The sequence below is a fragment of the Bartonella sp. PS7NMGDW genome (genome assembly GCF_042193585.1).
GTDB lineage: Bacteria > Pseudomonadota > Alphaproteobacteria > Rhizobiales > Rhizobiaceae > Bartonella > Bartonella grahamii.
In genome coordinates, this window is sequence record NZ_JBHILX010000008.1 from 91,632 (window position 1) to 117,196 (window position 25,565).

Below are 25,565 nucleotides of genomic sequence, written 5' to 3' on the forward strand. Positions count from 1 at the left end.
CACATTTACTTTTTGCTTTTGACATCACGAAGGGCACCACTTTTTTTCACGTGACGCCCTCTCAACAATTACATTGCCCACACCAGAGATTCTACAACCAACGATATGATTTTAAATCTCTAATCAAGAGTTTGCAATAACTAGCCTTTTACAGCAGCAGCAACCTCTGCAGCAAAATCAGACTCCTCTTTTTCCACACCTTCACCCAATGCAAAACGAATAAAGCCTGTAATTTTTGCTGGTGCACCAATTGATTTCTCAGCATCCTTTAAAGCTGCCTCAACAGTCATATCAGGATTCATAACGAAAGCTTGAGAAAGCAAAACAACCTCTTCAAAAAACTTACGCATACGTCCTTCTACCATTTTTTCAATGATATTTTCAGGCTTTCCAGACTGACGTGCTTGATCTGAAAAAATTGCTTTTTCACGCTCAACAGCAGCAGCATCAACATCTTGTGCTGTAAGTGCTAAGGGATTGGTTGCCGCAATATGCATTGCAACTTGCCGACCAAAAGCAAGAGCAGCCTCTTTATTTCCTGTTGTTTCAATCGCAACCAAAACACCAAGCTTACCAAGACCATCAGCTACACTATTGTGTATATAAGTCGCAACAACACCATTCTCAACAGACAATTTAGCGGAACGACGAAATGTCATATTTTCGCCAATTGTACCAATTGCATCTTTAATCGTAAGCTCTACAGTTTTCTCAGAACCGGGATAAAGAGAAACAGAAACAGATTCAACATCACCTGGCGTATCCAAAGCAGCAATTGCTATATTGCGCACGATGTCTTGGAATCCGGCATTGCGTGCAACAAAATCTGTTTCAGAATTAACCTCAACCAAAACCGCATTTAAATCTTTTGATACGACTCCGATTAATCCTTCAGCCGCTGTACGACCAGCCTTTTTATCTGCTTTAGCTATTCCTTTTTTACGAAGCCAATCAACAGCAGCTTCCATATCACCACTGGTTTCAGCTAGAGCGGCTTTACAGTCCATCATACCAGCGCCAGATAGTTCTCGAAGTTCTTTTACTTGTGCAGCAGTAATGCTCATATTTGCCTCTTTATTTTGTAATAGTGAAAGCGTGCACCCCCCCTCTGCACGCCTATAACTTCTTCTTTAGACAATAAAAGTACCTTAATTAGGCGTTTTATATTATTCAGAAACTTCTGAAACCGCATTTTCTTTCAAAATAGGCTCCACAGGCGCATCAACTTGAGCTCCCAAATCAATACCCATTGCTCCTTGCTGGCGTGCAATACCATCAAGGGCAGCACGAGCAAAAAGATCGCAATAAAGAGAAATTGCACGCGAAGCATCATCATTACCTGGTATCGGATGCGTTACGTCATCAGGATCGCAATTGGTATCAATAATAGCAATCACTGGAATACCTAAACGTTTTGCTTCTTGAAGGGCAATATTTTCTTTATTCGTATCGATGACAAATATAAGATCTGGAACAGATCCCATATCTTTAATACCACCAAGCGCACGATTAAGCTTTTCACGATCACGTTCAAGATTTAAACGTTCTTTTTTGGTAAAACCTTGCGCCTCAGCAGCAAGAATTTTGTCAAGCTTTCGCAAACGATGTATCGAATTGGAAATCGTTTTCCAGTTTGTGAGCATGCCACCAAGCCAACGTGCATTAACGTAATACTGGGCAGAACGATTCGCCGCATCAGCGATAATGTCAGATGCTTGCCTTTTCGTACCAACAAAGAGAATACGACCACCACGCGCAACAGTATCTGAAACAAGTTTAAGCGCTTGGTGTAAAAGCGGAACGGTCTGAGCAAGGTCAATAATATGGATATTATTACGCTGACCATAGATATAGGGAGTCATTTTGGGATTCCAACGATGAGTCTGGTGACCAAAATGCACACCTGCTTCTAAAAGCTGGTGCATAGTAAAATCGGGTAGTGCCATAAATCTTATCCTTTCCGGTTCAACCTCCGCGGAAAAAGCAGGAAAACCTACTACCGGCGGATGCTTGCTAGAATTTTCTCACAAATTATTTGCAAACACCCAAACTCCGCGTGTGGAATAGTGCAAACATACTAATATTTGATTCTTTTTCAAGTCATTTTCTTTAATCATTTAATATTTGCATTTTCACATTGATTAAGATCTTTTCCAAGTTCCAAGAATTCGAGACTGTTCAATTTTGCACGCACTGAAAAAGTTCCATAATCTATATGAAGATCACGCATGATACCATTCTCATGTAAGAGAAAACTGCTACGATAAACCGGCAAACCATCTTTATTTTCTCCATCATCAAAATAAGAAATTGTAACAGGCCAATATTCGTCTTCATCCAATTTTCTCACTTTTTCCGTTTCGCTATCAGATAAAAGCGCCTTCTTTTCCCCTATGACGATACTTTCTTTTATAACTTTATCTGCTTTATTTGTCCCATCAAATACAGTAACATTGTAAAAATGATGCCCTGCTTTTGCATGGCGGATAATATTTTTTAGTTGCATCATTGGAAATTCAGCCATTGCAAGCTTATACTCTTTTTCCTTTGGCTTTTTTAAGGTAACTGTAATACCATCTTGAGTACGCTCCGCGACCCCCTCAGCACGATGCGCAACCTCTTCTCCCTCTTGATCTGTAATATTAAAACGAAATGTACGGCTGTCTCCTGTTTCATAACTCGTCGTCTGTTGATCCGTTAAACGTACCGGCATATCTTCAATGTGAACACGACTAATAAAACGAAAACGTGTGCTATAGCCTTGGCATGCCGAACCAGTAAGCTCGTAAACCATTCGCCCTGACATCGCAGAAATTGTCATGTCATGAGAAACGCTATCGAGATGAAAATCATAAATTGCTCGATGAGGCACAATAAAAATAGGCTCTTCAGCTCTCGCTGTACATAAAAAAACAATATATAAAATTATTATAAATAATGATCTAATCATTCCCAAATTCCAAACTTTATCCCCGTTGCATAACATCATACAATAAGGCAAAAAAGGCTAATTTCTCAATTAACCACACATTTCCTTAAATCAAAAAATAGATTATACAATGAATGTATTATAGAGCAGCTATGGAGTTTAAATTATGACCAATATGATTGAAAAAAACTTAGAGGAATTCGGAATCACTCTTCCTGAAGTAATCTCCCCCCTTGCCAATTACATCACCACTTCACAAAGTGGTAATCAGCTCTTTATTTCTGGACAACTCCCTCTTATTAATGGAAAACCAATCGCCATCGGTAAAGTTGGTGCAACTGTGAATACCGAACAAGCCCAAAAAGCATCCGAAGCTTGCGCTCTCAATATTCTCGCTCAACTCAAGGCAACTCTAGGTGACTTAAATAAAATAAAACGTGTGGTAAAAATTACTGTTTTTGTGGCTGTAGATTCTCATTTTACCGATATTCCTTTTGTTGCCAATGGAGCTTCTAATTTATTCGTCAATATTCTTGGTGACATTGGAAAACACGCCCGTTCTGCTATTGGTGTTGCCTCTCTTCCTATGGATGTTCCTGTAGAAGTTGAAGCCATCATAGAAATCTAAGCCTTCATTAAGACAGAGCCCCATCCTAAATATAACTAAAGTCAAAATACTTCTTTGTCTTACACTCTGATAAACTTTACATTTTTTCGTTTTTAATTAAAATCTTAAACTTATAATAAAAGGAAATATTTGTATGAAACAAGCTTATGACAATAACAATATTTTTGCTAAATTGATTCGCAATGAAATCCCTTCTGTTCGTGTCTACGAAGATGATGATGTTATTGGATTTATGGATATCATGCCACAAGCACCAGGTCATACGCTGGTCATTCCTAAAAAAGGCTCTAGAAACTTACTTGATGCGGATACTGAAACATTATTTCCCGTTATTAAAGCTGTTCAAAAAATTGCAAATGCCGTCAAAAAAGCCTTTCAAGCAGATGGCATAACTGTCATGCAATTTAATGAAGCAGCTAGTCAACAAACCGTTTATCACCTCCATTTTCATATTATACCACGTATGGAGGGAATAGAACTTACCCCTCATAATAATATGATAACGCCTACAGAAATACTTGAAGAGAATGCAAAAAAAATCCGTGCAGCCTTATAACACACTCTTAAGTTGTTGTGCTTTTTTTTCCTACACGTTTTTTTGTAAAATTTTCCATTTTACTTTTCTTTGAACTTGCAGATATATCGGAAGATGAAATTTCCAACTGTAAGCTTTCTTTTTTGCAATTTGATTTTTGTGTCAATACGCGAACAATGCCACCGTTGCGTAACTTTCCAAATAAAATTTCATCAGCTAATGGCTTTTTAATATATTCTTGTATAACACGCCCTAATGGGCGTGCTCCCATCTGAGAATCATATCCTTGATTGGAAAGCCATAAAGTTGCAGAAGGGCTTAATTCAAAACAAATTCCCCGATCAGCTAATTGTGCTTCAAGCTGAAAAATAAATTTTTGCACTATCTGATTGATGATTAAATGAGATAAAGGGGCAAACGGAATAATTGCATCTAACCGATTACGAAACTCTGGTGTAAATAACCGATTGATTGCTTCTATATCCTCACCATCACGATGTACCTTCCCAAATCCAATAGCTGATTTTGCCATATCTGAAGCACCAGCATTGGTTGTCATAATCAAAATAACATTGCGGAAATCAATTTTCTTACCATTATGATCTGTTAATCTACCATAATCCATTACCTGCAATAAAATATTAAATAACTCTGGATGTGCTTTCTCAATCTCATCTAGCAATAGGACTGCGTGAGGCTTCTGATCAACAGCATCTGTAAGAAGACCTCCTTGATCAAACCCTATATAACCTGGAGGAGCTCCGATTAAACGTGCTACCGTATGCCGTTCCATATATTCTGACATATCAAAACGCAATAATTCAATGCCTAAAGATGATGCAAGCTGTTTTGCAACTTCAGTTTTTCCTACACCTGTTGGTCCTGAAAATAAATAACTTCCTATTGGTTTATCCGGTTCGCGTAAACCTGCTCGCGCCAATTTTATGGATGAAACTAAGACGGAAATTGCCTGATCTTGCCCATAAACAACATGTTTGAGTTCTCTTTCAAGCTTACTCAATATCTTCTGATCATTCCGAGAAACTGTTTTTGGTGGAATTCTTGCAATTGTAGCAACAGTAGCCTCAATTTCTTTAACACCTATACTCTTCTTGCGTTGTTTTTGTGGCAAAAGCTTTTGCGCTGCGCCACTTTCATCAATAATATCAATTGCTTTGTCAGGTAACCTACGGTCAATTATATAACGTGAAGATAATTCTACAGATGCCTTCATCGCCTGATCTGTATATTTAATCTGATGAAAATCTTCAAAGTAAGGCTTCATCCCCTGCAAAATCTTAATCGCATCTGTAACAGAAGGTTCATTAATATCAATCTTCTGAAAACGACGCTCTAAAGCACGATCTTGTTCAAAGAATTTGCGATATTCTCTGTAAGTCGTCGAACCAATACATCGCATAGTTCCAGAAGATAATACAGGTTTTAAAAGATTTGCTGCATCCATATTTCCCCCTAATGTCGCTCCTGCTCCAATTAAGGTATGAATTTCATCAATAAATAAAATAGCATCTGGATACAGCTCAAACTCTTTAATAACTTGCTTTAAGCGTTCTTCAAAATCACCGCGATAACGTGTACCAGCAACAAGCCCCCCCATATCAAGAGAAAATATTGTTGCATTTGATAAAACTTCAGGCACTTGCGCATCAACAATGCGCTTTGCCAATCCCTCAATTATAGCGGTTTTCCCCACTCCAGGATCACCAACCAAAAGCGGATTGTTTTTTGACCTTCGACATAAAATCTGAATCATGCGTGAAATTTCTATTTCACGGCCAATTAATAAATCAATTTTTCCATTAAGTGCTTTACAATTGAGATCAACACAATAATTCGTTAAAGCACTTGTTCCTCTTTCATCATTATCCGAAATCTGCTGATCTAATTGCTCTTCAAGTCCTTCAAGTAACATGGATAACCCATCATCACGCGTGATACCATGCGAAATAAAACGTACAGCATCATAGCGTGTCATGCCCATTTCTTGAAGAAAATATGCTGCATGGCTTTCACGTTCAGAAAAAATTGCAACAAGAACATTTGCCCCCGATACTTCATCTTTTCCAGCTGATTGTGCATGAATCACCGCACGTTGGATAACACGCTGGAAAAAAGCTGTAGGCTTAGTATCCTCATCAGCTCTAATATGTTCATCTAACTCTGAGCGAAGATAATTGGTTAAGCGCTCTCGTAATTCCTCCACATCTACTTGGCAAGCCTGAATAACGGAATTTGCATCAGCATCATCTAACAGCGCAAGTAGAAGATGCTCTAATGTTGCGTATTCATGCTGTGCCTGAGTAGCAATTGTTAATGCACGATGCAAAACCTCTTCAAGACTAGGTGTAAAAGATGGCATAATTCCTCACTTCCATTCCATTACACATTGTAACGGATGTTCATTTTGACGCGCACATTCCCTCACTTGTAATATTTTCATTTCAGCGACTTCATAAGTATAAGTTCCACATTCTCCTATCCCACTGTGATGAACATTTAACATTATTCGCGTTGCCTCTTCGAAACTTTTTTTAAAAAAGCTCTTCAAAACGAAAACAACAAAATCCATAGGTGTGTAATCATCATTAAGCAAAAAAACTCGACATAATTTAGGTTTTTCGAGTTTTGCTCTAGCCTTAAGCGTTATAACCGCACCATGCCTAATTTCATCCCAATTCTTGCCCTTTTCATTATGCATAATATGAGCTGTAGAGTTTATTATAAGCATCTGTCCCATTATCGTTTTCCATGCAGCACATTTTTATCAATTTTAAATTCTTTCATAATTATTGCAATACCTGTATGTGTTAGAAAAAGATTCCCTCTATGGTTAGACTTCAATCACTCACTTATAAAATAACTTCTGTAAACAAATTAGTAATACCATTCGTCTAAACTGCATCAACAAATTACAGAAAAGGAAGCTTTATAGAAGTTTTTTAGGATAAATGGAGAAATAGGATACTGCAAGTGTATATTAATTATCAAAAAATTATGCGCTACTGTAAAACAATAGCAATTTCTTTTGTTGTGTTAGCTTTTTCTTACTGTTGGGCATCAGCCACACCTCAAGGAGCCTATCCTGATAAGTATGCGGCTATTGTTATAGATGCTACTACGGGAAAAACTCTATTTCAAGCCAATGCAACACTGAAACGTTATCCTGCTTCTTTAACAAAGATGATGACATTGTACTTACTCTTTGAAGCTATGCAGATGCGTCGTGTGACACCAAATACACCAATTCCTGTTTCACATTATGCAGCAATGCGTCCACCGACAAAAATTGGCTTTAAAGCAGGCCAAACAATTTCTGCAGAATCAGCAGCTAAAGCACTCATTACAAGATCCGCAAATGATGTTGCTGCTGCCATTGCAGAATATCTTGGAGGTAGTGAAAAAAAATTCGCTCAAATGATGACAGTAAAAGCTCGTAAACTTGGCATGAAACATACACATTTCGCGAATGCTTCAGGGCTTCCGGATGTGCACAATTATTCTACAGCACGAGATATAGCGACTTTGTCATTAGCTTTACGTAAACATTTTCCAAAACAATATAAATTGTTCAAAACAAAAAGTTTTAATTTCCGTGGACATACAATTAACAGCCACAATAAACTCGTTAAAATAATGAAGGGTGTTGATGGGATTAAAACAGGATACACACAAATGTCAGGTTCTAATTTAGCAACTTCAATGCGTCTTGAGGGGCGCTCTGTTGTCGCTGTTGTTATGGGAGGTAAATCATCTACTGCACGTGACGAGCATATGGCTAGCCTATTGAATCAATATTTGCCCAAAGCAAGCCAAATGAAAAGTGGTGAACGTTTAATGGCTTCTGTACGCTATCACTTACCGACTGGTGCCAATACTCCTATACCGACCATTAAAGCTGATTCAAGTAATTTTGACGATGAAATTTCGACTATGTTGACAGCATTTGCAGAACAACCTAAAAACTCCAATATCGCAATAACGGCTGTAAATAAAGTAATTATACCAATACCAAACCCTCAAAAAACTATACCGGTTGAGACTCATAAAATTGTAACAGCCTCTTTGTCCACAAATGCCGGATGGGCTATCCAAATTGGTTCTCTTCCTAGTGAAGAACAAGCAAAAACTTTACTTTTAAAAGCAAAAAATATAGCTTTTTCTACTTTAAAGCACGCATCTTCGCACATGCAACTGTTTGAAAAAAGTGGGCAGCGTTATTATCGAGCGCGCTTTACAGGGTTTCAATCAAAAAAAGCTGCATTTGATGCTTGCTCTACATTAAAGAAAGCAAATTTTAACTGCTATACTGTAGCCTACTAAAAATTTTTGAATTCTGCGTTAAGGATAGTATTATGACAGATAATGCTTTTGCTTCATTCCATAAAAAAGAAATTTTATTGAAGCAATCATCCCTCCTTTCATTGCGTTCTCTTCACGATGCTGCCGCAAAACTTACTGGTTTAAAATATAATTCGACTGCATTAGATACACAATCTCTTGTTAACCTTCTCATTTGCCAAACAATACGCAACCGTCGTCTCATAATGCCTCCTGTACGCATTCATTTACGCGTTGCTAGCCAAACTGGTAATGTGCCTATTAAAATCCGTCTAGGAGCAACAAATATTTAATTTTACAGACCATCTCTAAAAAATTATTTTATTATTAACCATTATCTACAGCCTTAGCCCCCCTTTGATAAAGATACTTTTTTCTTAAATTATGGAATTGTGCTGAAAGCTTTTCCAACTATCCAGTACCTCCAAGCTTTCAATAAAACCATTATTAAGGACATAAAAAACACCCAATATTTTTCCACTTTTGGATTTAATATAAAAATTATCCTTGATATCTTTTTGGAAAAAATAAATAGCTTTATTGGATGAAAGCTTATCATTTTAGGAGTTGTTGTAAAAGTTCAATAAAGGAAGTCCCTCTTAATAACGCTCCCCCCTACAACATAAACGCTGTAAAAAATAATCTAACTCCTCTTACTTTTATTTCTTTCGACAGACAAAGCAAACTGGAAAATACAAATACTATCGATGAAAAAACGTAAAAGAAATTATCAGATTAAATATCATTTTAACGATTTCCATAAGATTTTAATTTATAATTTATTTTTTGCATATTGAATAAGAGGTTTTCGTAAAATTCTCTTATTTTTCTTCTTATATTGAATCAGTCAAAATCGTTCGCTTGCTCATCACGAGCAAGATTGGCATTAAACTATTAAAAAAAAGGATGATAGTGCTGCTTTTCTCCCTCTATAAATAAAGATGCTAATACTCTATAGATTTTATACCATTCATGGGAAACTTACATTATACTATTCATATCCAAGATACTGATTTATAAAGATAGTTCATTATTTTTCATGTTAGATGAGAATCTCGAATATCGTAAGATTCTCTCATTTGAAATTTGTTTATGTTGAATCAATCAAAACTGTTCTCTTGCATGTTATGAGCGAGATTAGTGTGTGGTGTGAAACCGTACAAAAAAACTCAAAATGCCTATAATGAACCGTTTCAAATACCAAGGGCTTTGGTCCCCATACAGGGGGGGCTGGTAAAGTGTGTAATCGTGCCAGCGCACTCTTTTTATTAAGCATAAAGATCGTGGTGCTCAATGAATCTACCACTATACCATTCACGAACATCACCGTGAAATGGGATTAGGTGCCTTAAGAAATATTTCTTTAAAAAAGCACGTGAATTGGCAACACAATGACGTTCTGTTTTACATGAGGGACGTGCCCCCATTAAAGAACGAGAGAAACAGAAGCGTGAAATAATGCGTAATCTTCATCATTTAACAGATAGTGCTTTAGATTCTTTTGAAAAAAATAAAGCTAAATTAAAGGATGGTGGTACAGAGAAAAGCTGATTTCTAGCCCTTTATTCTTTCCCAATAAGATCGCCTCCCCATTTAAAATATTACGCCAACAAAGGTATATGCAATATATTCACTCAAATCTGGATGCTCTCTCCAATCTGACATACAAAAACTAAAAACAGCAGAAGAAAATATTAAACCACTTTAATTTTTGTCTCAAACATATAGATTTAAACAACTAACCGCTTCGTATCACCACACTTCAAAGGACAGTACTCTATAAGGCTTATAGGCAGTGTTCATCACATACTCTCAAAAGACTAATGCATAAAACCTTAATTACCATAGCCCCAAGGAAGCTGTTTTTAAGGCATCACAGGCTGTTCTAAATATTCTCTTGATCGGGGGGGGGGCCCTAAACTAAAAAGTGAAGCTCCCTATTAACTCAGTCTGCAAACAATGCTCTGTAAATAATCCGCCTTCTCTTAGTCCTCTTTCAGCCAGCTTCCCACAGCATGCGGTTCACATCACTACACCTTAAAGGACACTGTTTTAAGAACAGCATTTTACAATACAACAGGATAATAATTTAAATACCCAAATGCGCTTAAAACAAGTCTACTCACTAAACGCATTATTTATCCAAATAAACATGATCTACCTAATCATTGTCATCACTTAGAACAGCCAATATTCATCAAATTTGAATCATTCCTCTGTTTCTTTTACGCGTCCAGATAGTTGCATAGCTCTAGAAAGATCATTAACTGCATTTAAATGCGTCTGAAGCAATTCACTATTACGCTGTAATTTTTCTTGTAAATCAGACAACAAACTTTCAACTTCATGCTCAATATCTTGATTCATGTAGCGCTTCACATCGCTCATGGATTTATTAAGATCACGCAAACCACGTATTTTACATAAATTTATTTCTTCGTAATCTGGAACACCACTGCTCTCTAGCATATTGCTTTCATAATCAACAACTTGAGCTAATCCTTTAACAGCAGCAACAAATTTTGTCATCGCCCAATCACGATCAATAAGATTATTATCAAGAACTTTTGCTTTTGATGCAAAACTATCATCACCATATTGCACTACAGACATTTTTACTTCCCCTTCAACACTCTTGTTCAATCTTTCAAATGAGGGAGATTAAACAGGTTCTCTTCAATGCTGATACACTCAATAAAGCTCGTGGTGCGAACATCGCTCAAACAACAGCACGACAATCCTTCAAAGCGTATACCACTTCAACTTTCAACGCATTCTCTCAAGTATTTTTCTTGCTTTGCTCCAAAACCATCATTGCGGCTATACTAATTCACCAAAACGCTATAAACTTAAACCTTACGCAGTAATATTGAAAATCCTACATTTGCTCTGTCTATTTTGGTCTATTTCGCCTTGCCAATTTCCTTTGCCTATTTCGTCACCAGCACGCCTTCAACAGAAAACAACAACGCTCTCACGAGAACTTTGTCCATAAAAAGACCACCTGCCGACAAAAACCCACAGCATATCTTGCAGCATATCAAAGACTTAAGCTCATTAAAAATCTCAGCATTTTAACGATAGCAGCATCTTACCCTCCATAACCTTATGGCTTTCTCTGCACCTAAACTTGCATACCTTCCGGCACCCCATAAGATGGCACCCTACAAAATTAGTTTGCACCCATTCAAAAAGACACACCCCCCCCCGTACTCTTTCTGCACACATGCAGTATTTCGCATAAAAAACAAAAAGAACGCTCTTTTGAACAGATCAGCCATACAGCAATATAAAAAAAGACATCTTAGAATAGCTAAACAGCCATCAATCTCCCTTTTTTTAATTATCATTCGCTTTTCTTTGCAATGAACGACTATATAAGATTTTTTGAACCTTTTCAAGAGTTTCTTAGCCAATCAAGTTCGATACGTCTTCAATCGCATATTCACGCGCTTGTTTTAAAGAAACATCTCTTAAGTGTACCCAAGCCTATTTCGCGCCGTGGCCCATGAATAATATAATGATAAATCCCCCATGACGTGTATAAAATCCATTGAGCACTGTCCATCTTTACGCTTAATAAAAGAAGCAAGCCAGCACCCATCACATATTTTGCTAGCCCCTCATGTTGCGATATCCTTGACATTTAAGTGCGGTTCAAAAAGCATGCCTTTCTTGTACAGTTTCGCTCCGCATGGACCCTCCCCACTTGTAACTGCAAAAGACATGGTTTTGGTTGATTAAACCTCGAACAGATTTGGAATGAAAAAATTTACGGTATTCAGGACTCTAATTCAAATTGAATAACGATAGATTATCATTATCTATCAAAATATTATCCAATGCATAATGCTTAACGCTCCCCACATTGATATTTTCAGAATTTCCACAGCATCTTCCTATAGATTATTTCACTCCATAACACAGTTTTCTCTTAATATCGCGGCTTTACATGTGCTACTGGTATAAAAACATAGAAACAATCATTTTATAATAAAGGTACAATTTTTGTTACGAACTTTCTCTCATTTTCAATCTTCTAAATGCGGCTCTTCTCTTTCATAATCATCCCATCTCAAATCTATTCCATGTTGAATAAATTAAAATCACTTGCTTGCACATCACAAAAAACACCCTGATGTGTTGATAAAATACACTAAAAGAAAAATGCGTCTTATGAACCTTCTCAAATGCCAAGGGCTATAGTAAACATTGAAAGCAAGCGTACGAGATGACAGTGACTTGCTCTTTCATAAGTGTAAAGATGGGAGCATTCTATAGATTTTATATTATTTCACGAGAACTTTACTGTTATACCATCTACGAGTGTCATCGTAAAATATTTGTCGTGTGCATTGAGAGATATTTTTTTACACGTACATAAATGTACAATACAAATATATTAATATACAACATAAGTATATTTTGTTTGGAACGTTCTTTTCTTTTGTGCAAAACATGCCCATTAGAGCAACATTAACCAATCTTGCTATGAAATAAACGATCAGAAAACATTTTTGTCTTCTTCCGCGCACCTTAAAGCACCAAGATCTTAACTCAATCTGCTCTGTACGCAGTCTGAATTTTTGTCAAGCGATCTTCTCTTGACTTTCCACTCATGTGATTCACTTAAACGAAAGGCTCAATAAATAAACCTACGAAATCAATTAATATTCTCTTTAAAACTTTCTTTTTTAGGATTTACAGTGCTCCAATTCCTCAAGCCTTTATAAAAAAGGAAAGATTCTAAGCTTGCCTAATATATTATATCAACATATACTACTTATATCAACATATACTACAGATTATAACATATTGTTATTCATAAAATCACCTCAAAAAGAACAGAAAGAGGTTTTTATGGCTGATCTCGTAAAAGCCGCTGTGCTTTATTTAACCTTGATTATCACCATGAATGCTTTTGTTGTTATTTTAGTTCTCGTAATAGAAATATACTAAGCATATTCTCTTGGCTTTTTATAATTTGCTCAAACGATCATCTTAATTTTACATAAGATCAAAGCAAAATTTTAATTCTACAGATAAATCACACACCCAATTTCAAACATCGCTTGCAACTATTTAAATGTTAACTCTGCTTTTTGTATGCATTTTTAACCATCAGTTTCCGTCTTTTCATGCTACTTGAATCTCAACTTCATTCCCGCCTTAAAGAACTAAATTTTCTACCAAATCCGATCTGTAAATAATTTGTCTCCTCATTGAGTAAGTTCCTCTTGCTTCTTCCCTTCAGGGCATATCACAATTCTAAAGGAATATTTCAAGAAACTTTTGATAAATCCATTGAACACCATCATCATACACTTGCGAGGGAATAAACCAGCACCATCACACACTTTTCCAGCACCAAATGTTGCAAACAAAACCTTTAGTACTTGAGATAGTTCAAAAAATCATTTTTACTTCTTTCTTCAACAGTTTTTATCCACACGGACCCTCCATGCTTGTAACGTGCAAGTAGATGATTTTAATTGATTCAACCTAGAACAGATTTTGACGAGATCCTTATTCAACATAAAATAATTAAATTATTTTTATAAATCAAAGTATTATTCAAAAAACATTCATCACACACTCGAGAACAAAAAAAACTCATACATAAAGTTTTACATAAGCTCCACCGCTCAACATGATAATATTACAACACAATTAAGATAAAAAAATAACAAGGGAAAACCTTGCAAACTCAGAAAAGAGAGGGAAAAAATGAAACGGTGGGAAGAGCGCTCAATTCCTCACACATCCAGCAAAACCGTCCTAGAAAAACTGCCTCACGTCTTAACTAATGTTATAATATTCTCAAATCAAAAGCAATTTTTTAAAAATAGTTTGAGAAAAACATTTGAATATAAAACGATAATAATTCCATTCAGAATGTTTTTCTCTTTATTAAAATAGAGAAAAGTAAATTCAAAACAGATGTTTCCTCCCAATTTTTTTCGAAATTAGCCGCAACGCTTAAAGCCGGTCTTAGTGTGATGAAACATTTATTTGTGATAAAGTCAGCAAAACACCCCAAAGGTAAATTTAATCTCATGTTTTAAATACATGCAACCAAGACATTAAACAATCAGCGCATAATTTGAAAAATTAGCAGTAACACGTAGCAACTCATTCGGATGCAATACTATCACAATTAAAAGCACTTTTTGGCTAGACAAATGACAGTATAGCATCCGTTTACATAAAGAGTACAGATCGTAAACGACTAATTCTTGAAGCCATAAAAAGACTCTCTAAAAGTTAGAGAGAATCTAAAAAACAAAATAGAATCAATAACTAGCAAATTCCTTATTGATAGAGTAATTTATTGAATTTTAAGTTTTTAATTAATGCCAAACATAAGTTCCATATAGGCTTGTCTGGCATGTTGACAATTTTTAGATTTCTCTATAGACGATCGATCCATCTTTTCACATTTTTTTGCCCACTCTTCGAGTAATGTATTATCTTTCTTGAATTCCGCTACGCTGTAATTTTTTTCGCAACCAGCAACGACAAGTCCAGTACAAACCAGCAATGCTGTGATAATAATTTTATTCATGATTTAATTTCCCTCCTTTTTATCTTCAGTTTTTTTCTCGTCATCGTGTACAAAGCTCGCACCAGGCTAATCACGGGCATGAACTTCACGATACGCTTTATCTGCGTTCTTACAATTTTGAGAATCTAAACTCCCTGATATCATACATTTCATTGCCCATTGCTCGAGTAATTTAGGATCTTTCTTAAACTCTGCTACGCTATAAGTTTTTTCACAACCAGCAACGACAAATCCAATCCAAACCAGCAATGCTACAATAATCGCTTTATTCATCAATAAATTCCCCTTCTTTTAGATTGATAAAATTTGGACACAAATTAGGGTCTCAAAAAAAGTTCTATATATGCTTGTCGAAGGTTTTTACAATTTTGAGAGGTTTTGAGCGGTGAATCGTCCTTCTCGCATTTCTTTGCCCATTCCTCGTATAATTTTTCATTTGTTTTGAATTCTTTTACGCTATAAGTTTTTTCACAACCAGTAACAGCAAGTCCAGTACAAAGCAGCACTGCTGTAATAATGACTTTATTCATGATTTAATTCCCTTCCTTTTTATCTTCAGTTTTTTCTTGGTCGTCCTTTCCAGAGCCGAAAACTCCCCATTTTTTACGAGTTTCTAATTCAGCTTTTTCTGCGTTTTTACAATTTTGAGAATCAAAACTCCCTGCAATAAAACATTTCTCTAACCACTGATTGAGTAATTTAGGATCTTTCTTAAAATCTGCTACGCTATAGTTTTTCTCGCATCCAGCAACAGCAAGTCCAGCACAAAGCAGCACTGTTGTAATAATGGCTTTATTCATCAATAAATTCCCCTTTTTTCAAATTTACAAAGTTTAGGACACAATTTAGGGACCCATTAAATTTGACATGCAGTTCATTGTGCATTTTCAAAAATTTTAAAATCAACTTCTGTACGCAATTTTTTCCAACCTATGATGATAAATCGCGTACAAAGAAAAACACCGCTATCAATATATTTTTATGATTTAATTGTTGTCCTGCTTTTTTTCAGTTTCATTCCCCTTTTTGCCACTTTCACGAAGTTGCTTTGCAAGATTTCTATAATGCTCTTGAAAAAGTTCCATATCGGCTTGCATGACATTTTGACAACTCTTGGTTGCAAAAGCAGATCCTCCCATTTTATCGCATTTCTTTCCCCATTCTTGCATCAATTTTTTATCTTTCTTAAATTCCTCAACACTGTAGTTTTTTTCGTGAACCAACAGTAACAAGCCCCGTGCAAAGCAACAGCGCTGTTATAATGATCTTGTTCATGATTTAACCCCTCTCTTTGTTTTATATTTTATTAACAATATCTTTGGATTCACATCCCCTCCTATATTGTGACCTTGCGTCTAACTTTCCTTTGCAAATACGCACACTTGCAACGCAAACATGTTAAATCATGAAAACTGCTTTTATTTATCAGGCTTGCATTTGTAGCATTATCTGCACGGCTGCTCTTTGTATTTGAAGTATTTAAACTTCAGCAGTAATTTTGATATCTTGGCATTTTTCAAAAACCACTTCATCATGAGAAGTCGCACAAAATCTTATCAAAAATTCGTAATGCCTATATCCATTGCAAATTCCCTGCAAACGAAAGAATACACCTTTTAACCAACTGATTGCGCTCTTATCATTTCTTAGACCACCGGAAAAGAAAGAAAACTTTAAGTCCCCCTGCACTTTTTAAATGCCAATAGAAATGCTAAAAAAGCGATCTTATACATTATCAATTGAAGCAAAAAAGCCTATTTCCTTGCGTACCATTACGACTGGCATTAACTATTTAAGACTATAAAATCATATAAATGTAAGAAATACTGTCTATAATATGCTCAATGACTTCTTGTGTTTATTAGGAATAAATTATAGCGCGCCAATATCAGTAAATTTTATGTATTTTTTTATCCCCCTTTATAAACATGAATATAATTTAATAAAATGAATCGCTGCATAACAAAAAAAAATAATCAACGCTACTCTTAATTACATTATTTACGCATGTATTAAGTAAAATAAACAAAAAAATAATCTGACGTTTAAAATCATTATCAAGACAATCTTTTTAGAAGAGTACACTTATCTATTCATCTAACAGATAAGATCACAAGAAGTATGATGATTATCACATTTATAGGGAAAATTTTGAAACGGAGATTTTTTCGCAAACGCATCGCTCTTTCATGAGATGATACAGAACCTTATGAAAAACAACTTAAATGAAGCAGCCCTCGTGAAAAAAGAAAGGCGCTTATATTATTAACTTCGTATAAAAACAACCGATATCATCTCTAGAAAAAGCATTCAAACCAACGAAAACTTATTATCATATATCATTTTTTACACTTTTCCGTATTTTTGTGAAAGCAATTCGCGCACCTCATCGGCTATTTTAGTTCCACGACTTGCACAACTTACCTTAATCAATCGATGCAAACTTTCTGGTATATCAATCGTGAGGCGCTTCATACCTCCACTCATGCTCCCTTTGGGGCTTCCTACCCATGCATCCGCCGTTAAAGGAATTGATTTATTCGTTGGTTTCGTGCCGATTTTAATTTTTTTATTCATCGCGCTAACTCCTTGATTTCCGCTGCAACAGCTTCAATCTCTGCTGTTGCTGGTCCTTGCTTATCAACTTCATAAACCGCCTTCCCCTGTGCTGCTGCTTCTGCAAAAATCACGCGCTGCGCAACGCTAGAAGAAAGAACATGCACGGGGTATATGCCAAGAGCTTCGTTCACATCACGCCCTATCGCTGTATTGACTATTTTACGATTGATAACAAAAGCAGATTTAAGATTTTCTTTATAAACACGTGCTTCGTCAATCAGCTTTACAATTCCATCTGCTGCCCAAATATCATAGGGACTAGGCAAAACAGGTATAAGCACCAAATCCGAAGCCATAAGAGCACTACGAGCAAGATCAGTCACACGCGGAGGACCATCGATAATAATATGATCATAACCATGACCAATCTGTGTAATCTCTTTGTGAACCGTTGCACGTGGTAAACCAATAACCGAAAACAAAGGTGCATCTTCACGCGCAGCAGCCCAATCCAATGCGCTCCCCTGTGGATCAACGTCAATAAGCAATACCCGTGCACCGGTACGCGCAAAACTGGCCGCAAGATTAACACTCAACGTAGTTTTTCCTACGCCTCCCTTTTGATTCAAAAATCCAATGATCATTTATTACGCCTTTCAGCATTATCGTTTTTACGATTATACAGAAAGTAATAAAAGAAGCAAGCATCCAATACGTGAAAAATAACCATTTCTCCTATTTTTAGGATAAAATGACAGCCCGCAATTTTGTCTTTATAATATTCTTTTAGCATGAGCAAAAACATTATGAAGATGATGCTCTTGAGAATAATAAAAATAAATTTAAACAAGAGACACGCTCTTCTTCCCCCACCCTAAAACGAAGATTCTTAAATCCATATCAATCTGTAAACAATGCTCTGTAAATGATCCAGCTTATTATCTCGCGCCTGCCTTTTGAGCTTCTCCCTTCATGCAGTCCACTTAATGCAACGCTACAAATGAACTCCACTCTGAATATACAACAAACTATAAGGAGCATTCGTTGTCTTGCACGTTGAATGAGAGAGCCGAAATCAGGAAGATTCTCTCATTCCATGCCCTCTTATATTAAATCAATCAACATCATATTTCTTGTACGTTACAAGCAGGGCTGGCGTGTGAGTAAAAACTATACAAGAAAGGATTTAAAATGCTTCTTATGAACCGTCTCAATAGCCAAGGACTTTAGTATAACATTGGGGGCTGGCAAATATAAAAATGGTGCCAGCTTACTTCTTCATAAGCGTAAAGAGGGTGGTGATCCATGAATTTTATACTCTTTACGCTCAACAGGGTAAAATGGGCTTAAGAGAAATAAAGATACCTCTATAGCAAGCGTGTGAACAAGCAACACAATGGAATGTCTATGCTGGGTAAACACAATGGATCATCCATAAAAACCAAACAGCCGTCTTGCATAAGGTTGAATAACGAACATGTTGCGAAGTGAGATATGTTGCATCTTACAACTCATTTTCCCCAAATAGATTTTCTCGACAAAAAGAATATTTTTGTTAAGATGCCATTGAAAAACTTACCTTCATTATGTTCTTTTATATACCAGACCAGAGGGTATCGTGAAGATCGTGCAATTGAGAATAAAAAATGAATTTACAACAAATTGAACCTGATATTTTTATCAGCGCCCAAATTAGCATAGAAAATATCAAAACATTGGCACAAGCTGGTTTTAAAACAATTATCTGTAACCGCCCCGATCACGAGGAACTTCATCAAACTGACTTTTCTAGCATTAAAACGGTCGCAAATGAATATGGCATAAAAGCCTATCACATTCCCATTTCTCCTCCAACTATAGAAAAGTCAGCTGTTGAAGCCATGCAAACAATTTTAAAAACAGCCCCCCTCCCTCTTCTTGCCTATTGCCATCACGGAGCACGCTCGCTGCATCTTTATCGTTTGGCACGTCTTTAAACATAGGTTTCATACACTTCCTCATCGCCTTAAAAGATGAAGAATCTTAAATACACATCGATCTGTAAAAATAATCTGTCAATAATCTTTGTCTTGCACTTTCCACTCAGGATTCCCACTTCATAAAGCTCTACAAGCAAACTTTGCTATTAAATATACAACAAGCATGCACACCTGAAGCCACAAAAATGCATGAAAATTCATATGATGATCAAGGAAATTTATTTTCACCTCACCTTTTATCACTGCTTCACCTTCTTTGTCTCTTCCTTTACCAGTACGAGCTCATTCGTACGCCACAGACACCTAAAACAACAGTAAAACCACTAAGAAAACCCCCATATTCCGTATAAAAGGCATGCAGAATATTTTATAAAAAAGCTGTAAGCTATAATCTATGGTTAATTTCAACACATTGATTTATAACAATTAATTATTTTTCACGTTGAGTGAGAAACCCTAATACCGTAAGATTATCTCATTTTAAGTCTATTTATAGTGAATCAATCAAAAGCGTATTTCTTGTATGTCACAAGCAGGAAGAGTTCGTGTGAAATAAAACGAGTTAAGAAAAAATCCCTCTCATAAACGCTTTCAAATAGCCAAGGCTGTACAACACTGAAGGCTTGTCAATTAACGGATGATACCGGATTGCTATTTTATTAGGCATAAAGATGATAGCGCTCAACGGCGCTTGCAAGATACCATTCATGAGTGCCATCGTGAAAATGGATATGGAAGCGTTGAGAGATATTTCTTTAAAACAAGCGCGTAAATTAGCAAAACAAGTATATTCCAGCATTTTATTTTACCTATGGGGCTTGATCCTATTCAAAAAACAACAATACATTATTGGCGTTGCGTTTTCATATCCTTACAAGACTGCCTTCCCGCTACATTATAGGTGTTATATTTGTGAAAGACAAAGGAGATATATGGACAATTCGTTGCTTGAGAATTTGAAACATTTACGTATTAGGACAACAAAGTTGTACCTTTATCATCAAAAGCATTAGAAATTTTGAAACAAGTACACCTGCTTTCTCGCAATGATTTCTTTTTATCTGCAATCAATCGTAGTCTCCTTAATGTGAATTTCCTGTCACAACATACGAGAGAAACAAGACTTAAAGCATTTTACATCAGCTTCATTCTCATTTACGTAATTGGTTAGCACAAAACAGCTGCTGTCCACCGCTCTACTTCACAAGACTCAACAAACGAACTTTTTTAAATATTCATCATATGATATCAAACATCACATACGTAAGGTTTTAGATAAGCCCAATATCATTATAAAAGAGTCATCGATTAAATTTTATCAAACTATAAGCTTAAAATCGCAAGAAATTTAAAAAACAGCCTTTCTCCCTCTTCACGTCTATTATTGCCAAATAGGCTGGGGCTTATTCTTTACTGCATCTTTTATGATGGGTTTTAACCGATCAGAAAGAAACAAGCAGTAAACTTTTGAATGACAAGAAAAGCCATAAAATGAATTTTGAAAAAGATAATGCCAAAATCAGATATTCAGATATTCGATTCTTCCTCTCAACAACGGAAAAAACATATATTCCACGATGTTTTGGAATATATCTTTGTGATTATAATCACTTTAAGTGCTATTTTTACGGCTCTTCTCTCTTTTTCAGATAAGTTTAGGGCATATTTTTAAAAGTAAGCAGCCTATCCAACTTTGATAATGGTTGTGCTGTCTTTAGAATTTCTTTTGCTTTTTTTTCATCACGGTGCATTTGTGCAATCAAGGGTTCAAGCCCATCAAATTTTTCTTGTCCTCGCAAAAACTGCAAAAAAGAAACGGTACAGCTTTCCCCATAAAGGTCGTCATTAAAGTCAAACAAATAGGTTTCCAAAAGTGGCGCGCCATCTTTAACAACCGTTGGACGACAACCAAAGCTTGCAACACCATCATACAAAACACCGTTCGCACGACGTAAACGCACCGCATAAACACCATGAGCCAAGCGAACTTGGGAAGGCAACATTTGATTAGCGGTAGGAAATCCCAAAAGACGTCCAAGTTTATCGCCTTGAATAATATTGGAGCATACCCGATAGTGATACCCTAACAAATGAGCCGCTTTTTCTACGTTCCCTTGTGAGAGAAGCTGTCGAATAAAACTAGAGGAAATAATCAACTGTTTTGAATCTTGAAGACGAGAAACACAAGGAACTTGCACAACCTCAAATCCATATTTTTTTCCCCTTTGGCAAAGAAGATGTGAATTTCCACTTTTCTGATGACCAAATTGAAAATTTTCCCCTGTCACCACAACTGAAACATCAAAAACCTGTTTTAAAATCGATTTGATAAATTCATCCGCTGAAAGCGTGGCAAAGTGCGCATCAAAGGGCTGTTCAATCACGCCATTAAAGCCAAGGACTTTAAAAATTTCAGCTTTTTCAGCTGCCTCTGTCAAACGATAGACAGGAGCTGAACGTTGAAAAAAACTTCTTGGATGTGGTTCAAAGGTTAAAACAACTGCTGGTTTCTTTTTTATCTGCGCGAAATCAAGCGCTTTTTGCAACACCATCTGATGTCCGCAATGAACACCATCAAAATTTCCAAGTGCCAACACGGCTCCCCGCCAAGCCGAGGGAAACATGTGAGTCCCCTGAAAACGCAAAAAATTAGCCATTACTGAAGTGCCCACATGATTGCTTGTGGTTTATAACCATGACGTTCAAGAAAAGAATGCAAAGCTTGCTTATCCACCACACCATTTTGCGCATAATCATAATGATGAATCCCCCCCATAATATAAAGGGCATCAAGACCAAAATGAGCTGCCCCCTTAATATCTGTCAAAAGACCATCACCGATAGCTAAAACTTGACTTTTTTCCACAATTCCACGAATGTTTTGAAGTTTTTCAAAGGCACACTCATAAATAGGCGCGTGAGGTTTTCCAGCAATGCGTACTTCCCCCCCTAATTGTTGATAAAGACGCGCCAATGCACCAGCGCACCAAAATTCTTTATTTCCATAATGGACAATCACATCAGGATTAGCACAAATAAAAGGTAAATTCCGCGCCCGCATGCGAAGAAACATCTCCTCATAAGCAGAGGGTTCTTCGTCAAAATCTTCAAGAAAACCGCTACAGACGACAACAGAAGCCTCCCATTCTTCAACAAATTCACACTCTAACCCTTCAAACAGCACCAAATCACGTTGTGAACCAATAAAAAAAACTTTACGCGGAGCAGTCCGAATGAGATCGCGCGTTACATCCCCTGAAGTGATAATGGCATCATAATAGTCACGATGAACATTCATGCTTTGTAATTGAGCAGCAACATCTTCCCGTAGCCGAGGAGAATTGGTTAATAAAATAACACTTTTTCCCATTTGTCGAATTTTATACAATGCTTTCAACGCTGGTTCAAATGCATGTACACCGTTATGCACAACACCCCACACATCACAAAAAACAGCATCATAATGCGTTATAATAGTCTCAATATGGGTAAGTTCATTCATGGTGCACCTATCTTTATTTATCATTTAAAGCTGTCTTTTATTTCAAAACTACTTACCGAAAGATAATACTTGTGTCATCTGCTTTCTCAAACCATATTCCAACTTTGCATCGCTTATAGCAATCATAAGAAATGATAAAATAAATAAGTTATCGTTAAGTTGTGCAAAATTCTAAAACGCTTTATATCAAAAGCTTATCATTCCACAATGCTCATTTTTCTCATAAAAACTTTAATTCTAACAATAACTGCGTTGATACAGTTTTTTATCTAAAACACGCACATTCTTAAAAACGAACAAAAAAACTCCTTAAAAAAACGCTTCCCTAAGTATAGAATTATTAATTTATAATAATAATTTATTATTCATACATAATGAGAAACCAAAATATCTTTTCTCATTTCAAATCTGTTGATATTGAATCAATCAAAACTATTCGCTTGCACATTATAAGCAGGATGAGCGTATAAATAAAAACACGTGAAGAGAGAAAAAATAGCTTTTATCCTCCTTTTCAAAGGTAAAAACTGTCGTAATATTTTAAACTGACAAAGAGTATGTGCCCTCCAAGCATCTTTTTTTTCAGTAAAGATAGAAATATAGCTTTTATCCCATTCATCGAAGCTTTTACGTTATACACTTTACGAAACGCCATTCGTGAAATGGGCGCTAACATTGAGAAATATCTTCTCAAAACAAACATGTGAATATACAACAACCAAATCTATTCTGTTTTGATTTTATTTTGCATGAGGGCTCTTTACTCATAAAAGGTTTCCCCTATCATCATGATATCTCAGACGCATCAAAACAAGCCATTTTGGTTATTGATTAAGAACAGCACCATAGGCGGTGCCTTGAGCTTAAAAACCAAGGTTTACCTTTGTAAAAAGCGGATCTGAAAACATGAGTTTAGTAAGCGAGTCTTAAAAAGTTGAAAGGCAAACAACCTCTCATTTAAAAAAATCTATCCATCTCAAGAAAAACTATTTTTATTGCCAATCTCCTAAAATTACTTTACTAATTAGAAAATGTTTTGGTCGTATACGCAACGACCAATAGGGCCTTGAAAACCCGAAACCCTAGCGTAACATAAACCCACTGTGTGGGTATCCCGGAATTCCGGGAGATTTTGCTATGTCCAGGTGCCCCAAGCACTAAAAGCAAAATGCTACTAGGGTTCAGTGTTTTCAAGCTCCCGGAATACCAATGCGAGGGCGCTCGCAACCGGAGGGGGAAAATGCAAACTCAAAATCTTAATATTGATCTTTTTGTAGGCAAAAAAAATTCGCTTTAGGCGAAAAATGCTAAAAATGTCTCAAAAAACATTAGGGCATCATTTAGGTGTCACTTTCCAACAAATCCAGAAATATGAAAAAGGCTTAAACCGTGTGAGCGTAGGACGCTTAAAGGAAATTTCCGATATATTGAATGTCCCTATTGCCTTTTTTTACGCTGATATCATCAAAAAAGAACATACCCCGTACCATTATGATGAAATCGCCTCGAGCAAAGAGGAATATTTGCTTTTAAAAAGTTTTAGAATTCTTACATCTGTCAAACAAAAAGCAATTTTAAAATTAATTTCTGATCAAAATTAAAACCTTTAAAAACATAAGTATAGGGTGCTACACGCTCTGTTCTTGCCTTCCTTCCCACACACCAAAGGATGCAAATCCCTCCTCAAACTGGTTGATACACAATCCAACTTCTCAAAAACAGCTCCCTCTCGGCTTCACATTTCATATGGTTCCTTTCACAAAATTATACAAGAAAGCCCTCTCTTGAATATTCACTACACTCTCTCATCAAAACACCCCATGCATAAAGTTTTTATACCTTACACCACACCTCAAACGATGATGTTTTTACAGCACAACAGAATAAGCATTCATGCGGATTTTAAAAAATTAGCCCCTTCTTCGCTGTGGACGCTCCATTTATTTTAGATGATCTGCATTTAATATACCTGCTATAAAGACTTGCTATCTGTTATAAATTCTTAAAGGCATATTTTTCCTCTAAAATCTCAATGCCACACCAACTCCACCATAAGACAATACATTGATTTATAAAGAGTGTTCATTGTTTTACATGTTAAATAAGAATCCAGAATAGCGTAAGATTCTTTCATTTCAGATCCGTTCCATGTTGAAGCAACAAAAACCATATCTCTTGCAAGTTACAAGCGGGCAGAGCCCTTTTGGATAAAAACTATTAAGAAAGGATTAAAAATACCCCTAATGAACCGTCTCAAATGCCAAGGGTTGTAGCAACACCCACGAGCTAGCAAATATGCACCTGCTTACTCCTTTATGAAGCGTAAAGATCGTGGTGCTCAATGGATTTACCTTTATACCATTCACGGATAACATGTAAGTTTTATGTAAAAATAACTTGCTGTATTTATACAGCTTTTTTACAGTGAGGGACGCGTAAATAAAAGTTAGGGAATAGGATTTTCTAACATTTCTCTATAAAGCACGCTTCGCACAATGTTTCTAATGTT

The 25,565-nt window shown here is 36.2% G+C and carries 21 protein-coding genes and 2 pseudogenes; 7 read left to right on the plus strand and 16 right to left on the minus strand.

From position 1 onward, the window contains the following. Positions 1–140: 140 nt before the first annotated feature. From tsf to ACFIKJ_RS06060, 3 genes are all read right to left on the minus strand, one after another. A complete protein-coding gene (gene tsf / locus ACFIKJ_RS06050) occupies positions 141–1,064 on the minus strand; it encodes a translation elongation factor Ts (protein WP_375627177.1) in 924 nt (307 codons plus the stop codon). 102 nt (positions 1,065–1,166) lie between these two features. Further along, entirely contained in the window at positions 1,167–1,946 is a 780-nt protein-coding gene (gene rpsB, locus ACFIKJ_RS06055) for a 30S ribosomal protein S2 (protein ID WP_375626266.1), read from the minus strand. A gap of 167 nt (positions 1,947–2,113) precedes the next feature. Then, positions 2,114–2,950 carry a cell envelope integrity EipB family protein gene (locus tag ACFIKJ_RS06060; protein ID WP_273788136.1) on the minus strand — a complete coding sequence of 279 codons (837 nt, stop codon included), beginning with the start codon at positions 2,948–2,950 and terminating at the stop codon, positions 2,114–2,116. Positions 2,951–3,095: 145 nt separating this feature from the next. Here ACFIKJ_RS06060 and ACFIKJ_RS06065 point away from each other — a divergent pair, with 145 nt between their 5' ends. Together ACFIKJ_RS06065 and ACFIKJ_RS06070 are read left to right on the plus strand one after the other, a co-directional pair. Further along, positions 3,096–3,557: a RidA family protein gene (locus tag ACFIKJ_RS06065; protein ID WP_375626268.1), complete on the plus strand. Its 462-nt coding sequence runs from the start codon at positions 3,096–3,098 to the stop codon at positions 3,555–3,557. Between the two features lie 133 nt (positions 3,558–3,690). Next, the gene (locus tag ACFIKJ_RS06070; protein WP_375648350.1) at positions 3,691–4,113 is read left to right on the plus strand and encodes an HIT family protein; all 423 of its coding nucleotides are present in this window, start codon (positions 3,691–3,693) and stop codon (positions 4,111–4,113) included. A 7-nt stretch (positions 4,114–4,120) separates the two neighbouring features. Here ACFIKJ_RS06070 and clpA read toward each other — a convergent pair whose 3' ends face one another. Together clpA and clpS are read right to left on the minus strand one after the other, a co-directional pair. Next, on the minus strand, positions 4,121–6,472 hold the full coding sequence (gene clpA, locus ACFIKJ_RS06075) for an ATP-dependent Clp protease ATP-binding subunit ClpA (protein WP_375627174.1): 2,352 nt from the start codon (positions 6,470–6,472) through the stop codon (positions 4,121–4,123). Between the two features lie 6 nt (positions 6,473–6,478). Continuing rightward, positions 6,479–6,850, minus strand: coding sequence for an ATP-dependent Clp protease adapter ClpS (gene clpS, locus ACFIKJ_RS06080; protein WP_375627172.1), 372 nt, complete (start codon positions 6,848–6,850; stop codon positions 6,479–6,481). 233 nt (positions 6,851–7,083) lie between these two features. Here clpS and ACFIKJ_RS06085 point away from each other — a divergent pair, with 233 nt between their 5' ends. From ACFIKJ_RS06085 to ACFIKJ_RS09770, 3 genes and pseudogenes are all read left to right on the plus strand, one after another. Beyond that, complete coding sequence (locus tag ACFIKJ_RS06085) at positions 7,084–8,433, plus strand: D-alanyl-D-alanine carboxypeptidase (protein WP_375648352.1); 1,350 nt, start codon at positions 7,084–7,086, stop codon at positions 8,431–8,433. A 32-nt stretch (positions 8,434–8,465) separates the two neighbouring features. Next, entirely contained in the window at positions 8,466–8,744 is a 279-nt protein-coding gene (locus tag ACFIKJ_RS06090; RefSeq protein WP_375626277.1) for a hypothetical protein, read from the plus strand. A gap of 1,040 nt (positions 8,745–9,784) precedes the next feature. Then, positions 9,785–9,987: pseudogene (locus ACFIKJ_RS09770) on the plus strand (integrase); the annotation flags it as partial. 672 nt (positions 9,988–10,659) lie between these two features. Here ACFIKJ_RS09770 and ACFIKJ_RS06100 read toward each other — a convergent pair. The 8 genes from ACFIKJ_RS06100 to parA form a co-directional block, all read right to left on the minus strand. Beyond that, entirely contained in the window at positions 10,660–11,064 is a 405-nt protein-coding gene (locus tag ACFIKJ_RS06100; protein WP_273788300.1) for a flagellar protein FlgN, read from the minus strand. 3,733 nt (positions 11,065–14,797) lie between these two features. Next, entirely contained in the window at positions 14,798–15,016 is a 219-nt protein-coding gene (locus ACFIKJ_RS06105) for an EexN family lipoprotein (protein WP_375627169.1), read from the minus strand. A 66-nt stretch (positions 15,017–15,082) separates the two neighbouring features. Continuing rightward, on the minus strand, positions 15,083–15,289 hold the full coding sequence (locus ACFIKJ_RS06110; RefSeq protein ID WP_375670349.1) for an EexN family lipoprotein: 207 nt from the start codon (positions 15,287–15,289) through the stop codon (positions 15,083–15,085). Between the two features lie 44 nt (positions 15,290–15,333). Then, positions 15,334–15,546, minus strand: a complete 213-nt coding sequence (locus ACFIKJ_RS06115) for an EexN family lipoprotein (protein ID WP_375627165.1) — start codon at positions 15,544–15,546, stop codon at positions 15,334–15,336. A gap of 3 nt (positions 15,547–15,549) precedes the next feature. Next, the gene (locus ACFIKJ_RS06120; protein ID WP_375644940.1) at positions 15,550–15,816 is read right to left on the minus strand and encodes an EexN family lipoprotein; all 267 of its coding nucleotides are present in this window, start codon (positions 15,814–15,816) and stop codon (positions 15,550–15,552) included. 186 nt (positions 15,817–16,002) lie between these two features. Further along, a complete protein-coding gene (locus ACFIKJ_RS06125; RefSeq protein WP_375653841.1) occupies positions 16,003–16,239 on the minus strand; it encodes an EexN family lipoprotein in 237 nt (78 codons plus the stop codon). Positions 16,240–17,362: 1,123 nt separating this feature from the next. Beyond that, positions 17,363–17,593: a plasmid partition protein ParG gene (locus ACFIKJ_RS06130; RefSeq protein WP_015856697.1), complete on the minus strand. Its 231-nt coding sequence runs from the start codon at positions 17,591–17,593 to the stop codon at positions 17,363–17,365. Next, positions 17,590–18,219 (minus strand): ParA family partition ATPase, encoded by a 630-nt coding sequence (gene parA / locus ACFIKJ_RS06135; protein WP_375670350.1) that lies wholly within the window; start codon positions 18,217–18,219, stop codon positions 17,590–17,592. The genes ACFIKJ_RS06130 and parA overlap by 4 nt, the downstream gene beginning before the upstream one ends. Positions 18,220–19,221: 1,002 nt before the next feature. Between parA and ACFIKJ_RS06140 the strand changes: the two genes are divergently transcribed. Then, a complete protein-coding gene (locus ACFIKJ_RS06140; protein ID WP_375627158.1) occupies positions 19,222–19,551 on the plus strand; it encodes a TIGR01244 family sulfur transferase in 330 nt (109 codons plus the stop codon). 565 nt (positions 19,552–20,116) lie between these two features. On the opposite strand, the gene ACFIKJ_RS06145 is transcribed toward ACFIKJ_RS06140, so the two are convergent. The 3 genes from ACFIKJ_RS06145 to ACFIKJ_RS06155 form a co-directional block, all read right to left on the minus strand. Further along, entirely contained in the window at positions 20,117–20,353 is a 237-nt protein-coding gene (locus tag ACFIKJ_RS06145; RefSeq protein WP_375651905.1) for a hypothetical protein, read from the minus strand. 856 nt (positions 20,354–21,209) lie between these two features. Further along, complete coding sequence (locus tag ACFIKJ_RS06150; RefSeq protein WP_375627156.1) at positions 21,210–22,211, minus strand: bifunctional riboflavin kinase/FAD synthetase; 1,002 nt, start codon at positions 22,209–22,211, stop codon at positions 21,210–21,212. After that, on the minus strand, positions 22,211–23,056 hold the full coding sequence (locus ACFIKJ_RS06155; RefSeq protein ID WP_273788305.1) for a TIGR01459 family HAD-type hydrolase: 846 nt from the start codon (positions 23,054–23,056) through the stop codon (positions 22,211–22,213). Before ACFIKJ_RS06155 ends, ACFIKJ_RS06150 begins: the two co-directional genes overlap by 1 nt. A 1,240-nt stretch (positions 23,057–24,296) precedes the next feature. On the opposite strand from ACFIKJ_RS06155, the pseudogene ACFIKJ_RS06160 reads away from it, so the two are divergent. Further along, positions 24,297–24,657: pseudogene (locus ACFIKJ_RS06160) on the plus strand (helix-turn-helix domain-containing protein). Positions 24,658–25,565 lie beyond the last annotated feature (908 nt).

Bases quoted from the DNA above. Each gene is read 5' to 3' on its own strand.
- tsf (WP_375627177.1), bottom strand. From the start codon at position 1,064: ATGAGCATTACTGCTGCACAAGTAAAAGAACTTCGAGAACTATCTGGC.
- rpsB (WP_375626266.1), bottom strand. From the start codon at position 1,946: ATGGCACTACCCGATTTTACTATGCACCAGCTTTTAGAAGCAGGTGTG.
- ACFIKJ_RS06060 (WP_273788136.1), bottom strand. From the start codon at position 2,950: ATGATTAGATCATTATTTATAATAATTTTATATATTGTTTTTTTATGT.
- ACFIKJ_RS06065 (WP_375626268.1), top strand. From the start codon at position 3,096: ATGACCAATATGATTGAAAAAAACTTAGAGGAATTCGGAATCACTCTT.
- ACFIKJ_RS06070 (WP_375648350.1), top strand. From the start codon at position 3,691: ATGAAACAAGCTTATGACAATAACAATATTTTTGCTAAATTGATTCGC.
- clpA (WP_375627174.1), bottom strand. From the start codon at position 6,472: ATGCCATCTTTTACACCTAGTCTTGAAGAGGTTTTGCATCGTGCATTA.
- clpS (WP_375627172.1), bottom strand. From the start codon at position 6,850: ATGGGACAGATGCTTATAATAAACTCTACAGCTCATATTATGCATAAT.
- ACFIKJ_RS06090 (WP_375626277.1), top strand. From the start codon at position 8,466: ATGACAGATAATGCTTTTGCTTCATTCCATAAAAAAGAAATTTTATTG.
- ACFIKJ_RS06100 (WP_273788300.1), bottom strand. From the start codon at position 11,064: ATGTCTGTAGTGCAATATGGTGATGATAGTTTTGCATCAAAAGCAAAA.
- ACFIKJ_RS06105 (WP_375627169.1), bottom strand. From the start codon at position 15,016: ATGAATAAAATTATTATCACAGCATTGCTGGTTTGTACTGGACTTGTC.
- ACFIKJ_RS06110 (WP_375670349.1), bottom strand. From the start codon at position 15,289: ATGAATAAAGCGATTATTGTAGCATTGCTGGTTTGGATTGGATTTGTC.
- ACFIKJ_RS06115 (WP_375627165.1), bottom strand. From the start codon at position 15,546: ATGAATAAAGTCATTATTACAGCAGTGCTGCTTTGTACTGGACTTGCT.
- ACFIKJ_RS06120 (WP_375644940.1), bottom strand. From the start codon at position 15,816: ATGAATAAAGCCATTATTACAACAGTGCTGCTTTGTGCTGGACTTGCT.
- ACFIKJ_RS06130 (WP_015856697.1), bottom strand. From the start codon at position 17,593: ATGAATAAAAAAATTAAAATCGGCACGAAACCAACGAATAAATCAATT.
- parA (WP_375670350.1), bottom strand. From the start codon at position 18,219: ATGATCATTGGATTTTTGAATCAAAAGGGAGGCGTAGGAAAAACTACG.
- ACFIKJ_RS06140 (WP_375627158.1), top strand. From the start codon at position 19,222: ATGAATTTACAACAAATTGAACCTGATATTTTTATCAGCGCCCAAATT.
- ACFIKJ_RS06145 (WP_375651905.1), bottom strand. From the start codon at position 20,353: ATGCTGGAATATACTTGTTTTGCTAATTTACGCGCTTGTTTTAAAGAA.
- ACFIKJ_RS06150 (WP_375627156.1), bottom strand. From the start codon at position 22,211: ATGGCTAATTTTTTGCGTTTTCAGGGGACTCACATGTTTCCCTCGGCT.
- ACFIKJ_RS06155 (WP_273788305.1), bottom strand. From the start codon at position 23,056: ATGAATGAACTTACCCATATTGAGACTATTATAACGCATTATGATGCT.